The following is a 7,293-nucleotide window of genomic DNA, read 5'->3' on the forward strand; positions in this document are numbered from 1 at the left end:
TTCAAACAGTTTCCATATGGTCATTGCCCGCGTGGTTGATGGCGCAATGCAAATTATTGGGCGACTGAAACAACGCGTACATCTGGCGGATGGCCTCGGCGAAGATAACAAGCTGAGCGAAGAGGCCATGGAGCGCGGGCTAAGCTGTTTATCACTGTTCGCCGAACGTTTGCAGGGGTTTCCTCCATCAAGCGTATGTATCGTGGGAACCCATACTTTGCGTCAGGCACTGAATGCGACTGATTTTCTCAAGCGAGCGGAAAAAGTCATCCCCTATCCAATTGAGATTATTTCCGGCAACGAAGAAGCCCGATTGATCTTTATGGGCGTTGAACATACGCAGCCGGAAAAAGGTCGCAAGCTGGTTATCGATATCGGCGGCGGCTCAACAGAACTGGTGATTGGAGAAGATTTCGAGCCTAAACTGGTCGAAAGCCGCCGTATGGGTTGCGTCAGCTTTGCCCAGATGTATTTCCCGCGCGGTGTAATTAACCGCGAAAACTTCCAGCGTGCCCGCATGGCGGCTGCGCAAAAGCTCGAAACCTTAACCTGGCAGTTTCGCATTCAGGGCTGGAACGTTGCGCTGGGCGCATCGGGCACCATTAAAGCAGCCCATGAAGTGCTGCTGGAGATGGGTGAAAAAGACGGTTTTATCACCCCCGAACGTCTGGACAAGCTGACATCTGAAGTGTTGAAGCACGCGTCATTTGATGCGCTCAGCTTGCCTGGGTTGTCAGAAGAAAGAAAAGCAGTGTTTGTACCCGGACTCGCGATTCTGTGCGGCGTTTTTGACGCGTTAGCTATTCGCGAACTTCGCCTTTCTGATGGTGCGTTACGTGAAGGCGTGCTGTACGAGATGGAAGGCCGTTTTCGCCACCAGGACGTTCGTAGCCGTACCGCCAGCAGCCTGGCGAACCAGTACAACATTGACAGCGAACAGGCCCGGCGCGTACTAGAAACGACGATGCAAATGTACGACCAGTGGCATACGCAGCAGCCAAAGCTGGCCAATCCCCAACTGGAAGCGTTACTGCGTTGGGCAGCAATGCTGCATGAGGTTGGGCTGAACATCAACCACAGCGGTCTGCATCGCCACTCTGCGTATATCTTACAAAACAGCGATCTTCCTGGTTTCAATCAGGAACAACAGCTGATGATGGCAACATTAGTTCGTTATCATCGCAAAGCGATTAAGCTCGACGACTTGCCCCGCTTTACGCTGTTTAAGAAGAAACAGTTTCTACCGTTAATTCAGCTGTTACGCCTGGGCGTGCTGCTGAATAACCAGCGTCAGGCAACCACCACGCCACCGACGCTGACCCTGATTACCGACGACAACCATTGGACTTTACGCTTCCCGCATGACTGGTTTAGCCAGAATGCGCTGGTGCTGCTCGATCTGGAAAAAGAGCAGCAATACTGGGAAGCCGTAACCGGCTGGCGTCTCAAAATTGAAGAAGAGAGCTCACCCGATATCGCCGCATAAGATCTCAGCAGGTGTCAGTTCATCTGGCACCTGCTTTTCCAGCGTTTCATTCAACGGCAGTGGCTCACCAATCAGATACCCCTGCATGTAATCAATCCCCAGCGAAATCACCGCACTGCGTATTTCTTCGCTTTCGACGTACTCCGCAACCACCAGCATTCTTTTCATCCGCGCCAGATGGCAAATAGAGGCCACGATTTGGTAGTCGAGGCTGTTCGAAACAATATTGCGAATAAAGCTACCGTCAATTTTCAGGATATCGGCATTCACATTTTTCAGCCGCGCATAGCTGGCATACCCAGTACCAAAATCATCAATCGCAATCTGACAGCCCAGTGATTGCAGCTGCAGCAACGTTGCCTGTGCCTGTTCCGCATTGGTCAAGGCATTGCTTTCCGTCACTTCAAAGATAAGTTGCCATGCTTCAACCTTGTACTTATTCAGTAACTGATTGATGTCATTAGGAAGTCGCGCGCGACATACTGAGGTGGGTGATAAGTTGATAGCAAACCGGTGGGCGGGCATTTTTTCCCGATTCTGCGCCATAAATTTCAACGTATTTTCAATCACCCACAGATCGATACGGGATGACAAACCAAACTCATGGGCTACCGGCAAGAAGCTATCAGGGGCGATAGTTTCACCGTCATCCCCCTCAAGCCGCAGCAGGATTTCGTGATAAACGTCGCCACGCACGCCAAAAATCGGCTGCGCCTTCAGGAAAAAGCGATTGTTCTCCAGCGCCTGCTGAATACGGTTCATCATCGCAACTTTATCTTTCAGGTCGCGTTGCAGGTGCATCACACCACGCCGCTGCAAATTCTCTGGTGAATTGGTTGCCAGCGATAATTCGGCAATGGTACTTAACTCTCCCAGCAACAAATAGATATGGTTAACAGGAGAACGGACATAGCAAAAGCTGATCCCAACCTGCGGTTGCAAAGGCATTCCGTCCCAGACAAAACGAAACTGCTTGATATGCCTGTCCAGTGCTTCAATGCGTTCCTGGTGTAGCTCAGTGTTAAAACGCAGGATTAAATCATTACCTGACAATTGATAGACATGCTCATCCTGTTCAAGCAACGGTGTTATCCACTGAGCCAGTTTTTGCTTGTACTGGATACGCAGCATAATGCCGTAATTTTTCACCAGCAGCTCCATGCCCGGAACACCCAAAAAGCAAAGCACTGACCATGGCGCGTTTTTCAAATCCCGGTTCAAAGCGCGCAAATTCGGAATATGCACCATAGGGTCAAAGAAGGCCAGGCGATGGTTGCGCCGGGTAACAAAACGTTGACGCGTTGCCAGGACAGCAATGAAATTCACGATGAAGGAAAAAACCAGATAACTTGATGAGGTAATGGCAAGCTGCGTATCGTAACCCGAATACCATGGCATATAGCGCTGATAATAATGAATTGCGGTAATAAGTACGACCGCCCATATCACCGAAATAAATCTATAACCGTAACGCATTGCCCCCCACAGCATGACGGGAAGTAACAGTGACAAGGTATAATTCGTGCTAAATATTGAGCTTTGTTCATTGAGCGGCATACACAACATTGCCATTAGCACAGTCAATATAATCAACCAGACCGCAAACTCTGTTTTAGTCACTTTGGTATCAAACTGCTGCTTTAACTGAGAAAAATAGCCTCTCAGATGCAAGGGGTTGCGAATTGTTCGAATGATGAAATAACACAGCGGCACACCTACAAGATTCCCCGCGAGTATGGACTGATAGTTGATCAATGTGCCTGTATTGAAGGGCATAACGCCCACCATGCCGGATTTGCTTTCATAAACACCCACAAATGCAGCAAACTGGAAGAGTATCAGAAACAGCGTTGCCGGGCAGAAGACCTGCCAGAACATACGCTGAAACATCAGGTGAGAATCCCCGTGGGAAACGTTGTTTCGTCGGGGAGAAAATACTTTATATCCTCCCCAGCTAAGCACGATTGTAACTATAAAGTGCGAAATTATTGAAAGTGTTTCAAATAACCCGACCTGCGGATATTTGTACCAGATAATGGAAATGATAATACCTGGCAATGCCGCCCAGCCAAAAAAAAGCATCAGGCTAATCATCAGCGCTAACGGCAGGTAGAAAAGAATTACGGTCCCCGTACTAATATGGGCATAGGTGGTGGCAGTGCTCAATATAGGCAACAACAAAGAAGGTAAGATGAGAGGTAATGCCCACCATCTATCTCTAATACCAATATAATTTTTATTGAGTTTCATAGATGCTCAGTAGAATCCCACACATCCTGTAGGGGGTATTCAGACAGGCATCCCACCTGACCTTAAAACGATAAAGTAAAATACATCACAATGATTCATCGATTTTAGTTGTCAGCAAAGTGTGATGCTTGATACATATCAAAAAACATCCCCCTCATTCATCAATTATTACTCTTTTCATTATTTTTTATCGTTAATACATTATTCATGCAAATAATAATATTAATTTCCATAACATAAGAAGATAAAACAACTGAAGCAATTTTACATAAGGAAGAATTGACCATTCCCTCTCAGTGTGCCTTAATGTGAGTATCGCCCTCAGTTGGGTACACTACAAGGAACCTTTTGTGAGCCAGGTTACCAGCCTACGCAAACGACACCGATTTAACAGTCGCATGATCCGGATCGTACTGCTTATCAGCTTTCTCTTCTTCTTCGGACGCTTCGTCTACTCCGCCATTGGTGCGTGGCATCACCACCAGGACAAAAAAGAATCTCAGCAGACCACTCAGCCGCAACAGACAGCTCCTGCACAAACCGACGAACATTGATCGCTCGCGCCTGTGATACCCCCAGCATTAAGATTCCTTACCGGATGGCTAATCGCCTGACATTTAACCATCCGGTAAGGGATTTGAGTGACGAAACTTTACACATATCCCCCCTCTCCCGCTTAATTATCAGATAATCGGCCGTATTTTTCGCACAAATGCACAATCTTTTCATCCCACTTCACCGCACCATTCGCGCTGATTTTTAAGTTCCGGTTTAGCGGACATAAAAAGACAAACAGTGCTCAAATAAACGCTAATTAATATCACCAGCAAATATCACTGACGCAAGCATTTATATTTCGCATGAAAATTAAATAGTTATTTGAATTGTTATCATTTTTAAATACTACAGGGTAATACCATGAGTGGTTTTTTATTATTCCCGAAAATAAGAAGCGGCCTTGAGTGGATCGCCGGGCACAGCGATGCTGTCATTCAATTCGGCTGGAATATCGTTGCCGCCGTGATCTTATTGTTTATCGGTAAATTTATCGCTCGTCTGCTCTCTCGTGGGCTGGAAAAGTTACTGCTTAAACGTAAAGTCGACAGAACGATCATTCAGTTCTTCACCGCGCTGGTACGTTACATTACCCTCGCCTTTTCCGTCGTCGCCGCATTAGGTCGCATCGGTATTGAAACATCCTCCATTATTGCCGTCATCGGTGCCGCCGGACTAGCCATTGGCCTCGCGTTACAAAGCTCGCTTTCCAACTTTGCCGCTGGCGTGCTGTTGGTTTCCCTGCGGCCTTTTCGCGCCGGAGAAGTAGTGCAGATTGGTGCAGTCACCGGAACAGTAGAAAAGGTGCACATTTTCTCCACCACCCTGCTAACCGCAGACAGCAAAGAAGTGGTGATTCCAAACGGTAAGATCATCGCTGACAACATCATTAACTATTCCCGTCACCCTTTTCGTCGTATCGATCTGGTGATTGGTGTGGGTTATCAGAGTCGGATTGCAGAGGTTAAGCAAGTTATTAATCACATTATCGAGCAGGACAGCCGCATCGATAAGCAACGTGGGGTAACCGTTCGTCTGGGCGAACTGGGCGCTTCAGCGTTGAATTTTTACGTGCGCGTATGGGTGCCCAATATCGAATACTGGAATACCTATTACGATCTGCTGGAAAACATTAAAGAGGCGCTGGACGCCAACCACATAGACCTACCCTATCCACAGATGGATGTGCGTATTCAGAATGTCACACCTCAGCAGCAGCCCCAGCTGCAACTGGTCGATTAGCGTACTTTCCTACAGAACATGCGCCTGAAGTATTTGCTGAAGTATTTTCTGAAATGCGTGCAATAAAAAACCCTCTATAAACAGAGGGTTTTTTGCATATTACCGGTTCAAAAAACCGCTAACGGAAAGGGATATCATTCCCACTCAATGGTAGCTGGCGGCTTACCGCTGATGTCGTACACCACGCGGGAAATACCGTTCACTTCGTTGATAATGCGGTTAGAGACGCGGCCTAAGAAGTCATACGGCAGGTGTGCCCAGTGCGCGGTCATAAAGTCGATGGTTTCGACCGCACGCAGGGAAACAACCCAGTCGTACTTGCGGCCATCGCCCATCACACCAACGGAACGAACCGGCAGGAACACGGTGAACGCCTGGCTTACCTTGTTGTACAGGTCAGCTTTGTGCAGCTCTTCAATGAAGATAGCATCCGCGCGACGCAGCAGGTCGCAGTACTCTTTCTTCACTTCGCCAAGCACACGCACGCCCAGACCCGGTCCCGGGAACGGGTGACGGTACAGCATGTCGTACGGCAGGCCCAGCTCCAGACCAATCTTACGCACTTCGTCTTTGAACAGCTCACGCAGCGGTTCAACCAGACCCATCTTCATCTCTTTCGGCAAACCGCCCACGTTGTGGTGAGATTTGATAACGTGCGCTTTGCCGGTGGCAGATGCCGCGGATTCGATCACGTCCGGGTAGATGGTGCCCTGCGCCAGCCACTTAACGTCTTCCAGCTTCAGCGCTTCTTCATCGAATACTTCCACGAATACGCGGCCAATGATTTTACGTTTAGCTTCTGGGTCGTTCTCGCCTTTCAGCGCGTCCAGAAAACGCTTTTCGCCTTCCACGTGAACGATGTTCAGGCCAAAGTGGTCGCCGAACATATCCATCACCTGCTGAGCTTCGTTGAGACGCAGCAGACCGTTGTCGACGAACACGCAGGTCAGGTTTTTGCCGATTGCACGGTGCAGCAGCATCGCGGTCACGGAGGAGTCAACGCCGCCGGACAGACCGAGGATAACTTTATCATTGCCAACCTGCTCACGAATGCGGGCAACGGCGTCATCGATAATTTTTGCCGGCGTCCACAGCGCTTCACACTGGCAGATGTCGCGCACAAAACGCTCCAGCATGCGCATGCCCTGACGGGTGTGGGTAACTTCCGGGTGGAACTGCACGCCGTAGAAGCGTTTTTCTTCGTGCGCCATGATAGCGAACGGGCAGCTGTCGGTGCTGGCAACGGTCACGAAACCTTCCGGAATGGCGGTCACTTTGTCGCCGTGGCTCATCCACACGTCCAGCAGCGGTTTGCCGTCTGCGGTCAGGGAGTCTTCAATACCACGGACAAGCGCGCTGTCGGTTTGAACTTCAACCTGCGCATAGCCGAATTCACGTTCGTTAGAACCTTCAACATGACCACCGAGCTGCATTGCCATGGTCTGCATGCCGTAGCACACGCCGAACACCGGCACGCCCGCATTGAAAACGTATTCCGGCGCACGCGGGCTGTTTTCTTCGGTGGTACTTTCCGGACCACCGGAAAGAATGATACCGCTTGGGTTGAATTCGCGAATTTGTGCTTCCGTAACATCCCATGCCCACAGTTCACAGTATACGCCCAGTTCACGTACGCGACGTGCAACCAGCTGAGTGTACTGCGAGCCGAAATCGAGGATGAGAATGCGATGTTTATGAATATTGTCTGTCATTGACGCTAATTCCGAGGCAAGTGAAACAAATTCGCCCGGCATATAGCC

The 7,293-nt window shown here is 49.2% G+C and carries 5 protein-coding genes; 3 read left to right on the forward strand and 2 right to left on the reverse strand.

The annotated features are described in order from the left end of the window. Positions 1-1,486: exopolyphosphatase (locus FDW94_RS20070; RefSeq protein ID WP_249358653.1), on the forward strand; the 1,486-nt coding region annotated here is incomplete at its 5' end. On the opposite strand, the gene FDW94_RS20075 is transcribed toward FDW94_RS20070, so the two are convergent. Further along, a complete protein-coding gene (locus FDW94_RS20075; RefSeq protein ID WP_125363141.1) occupies positions 1,466-3,736 on the reverse strand; it encodes a sensor domain-containing phosphodiesterase in 2,271 nt (756 codons plus the stop codon). The genes FDW94_RS20070 and FDW94_RS20075 overlap by 21 nt on opposite strands. 350 nt (positions 3,737-4,086) lie before the next feature. Here FDW94_RS20075 and FDW94_RS20080 point away from each other — a divergent pair, with 350 nt between their 5' ends. Beyond that, positions 4,087-4,290 carry a YfgG family protein gene (locus FDW94_RS20080; protein WP_008785446.1) on the forward strand — a complete coding sequence of 68 codons (204 nt, stop codon included), beginning with the start codon at positions 4,087-4,089 and terminating at the stop codon, positions 4,288-4,290. A gap of 364 nt (positions 4,291-4,654) precedes the next feature. Further along, complete coding sequence (mscS, locus tag FDW94_RS20085; protein ID WP_048234740.1) at positions 4,655-5,533, forward strand: small-conductance mechanosensitive channel MscS; 879 nt, start codon at positions 4,655-4,657, stop codon at positions 5,531-5,533. 134 nt (positions 5,534-5,667) lie between these two features. Here mscS and guaA read toward each other — a convergent pair whose 3' ends face one another. Then, complete coding sequence (guaA, locus tag FDW94_RS20090) at positions 5,668-7,245, reverse strand: glutamine-hydrolyzing GMP synthase (protein ID WP_008785448.1); 1,578 nt, start codon at positions 7,243-7,245, stop codon at positions 5,668-5,670. Positions 7,246-7,293: the final 48 nt, after the last annotated feature.

This window comes from Citrobacter sp. wls757, from assembly GCF_005280935.1.
Lineage (GTDB): Bacteria > Pseudomonadota > Gammaproteobacteria > Enterobacterales > Enterobacteriaceae > Citrobacter > Citrobacter portucalensis.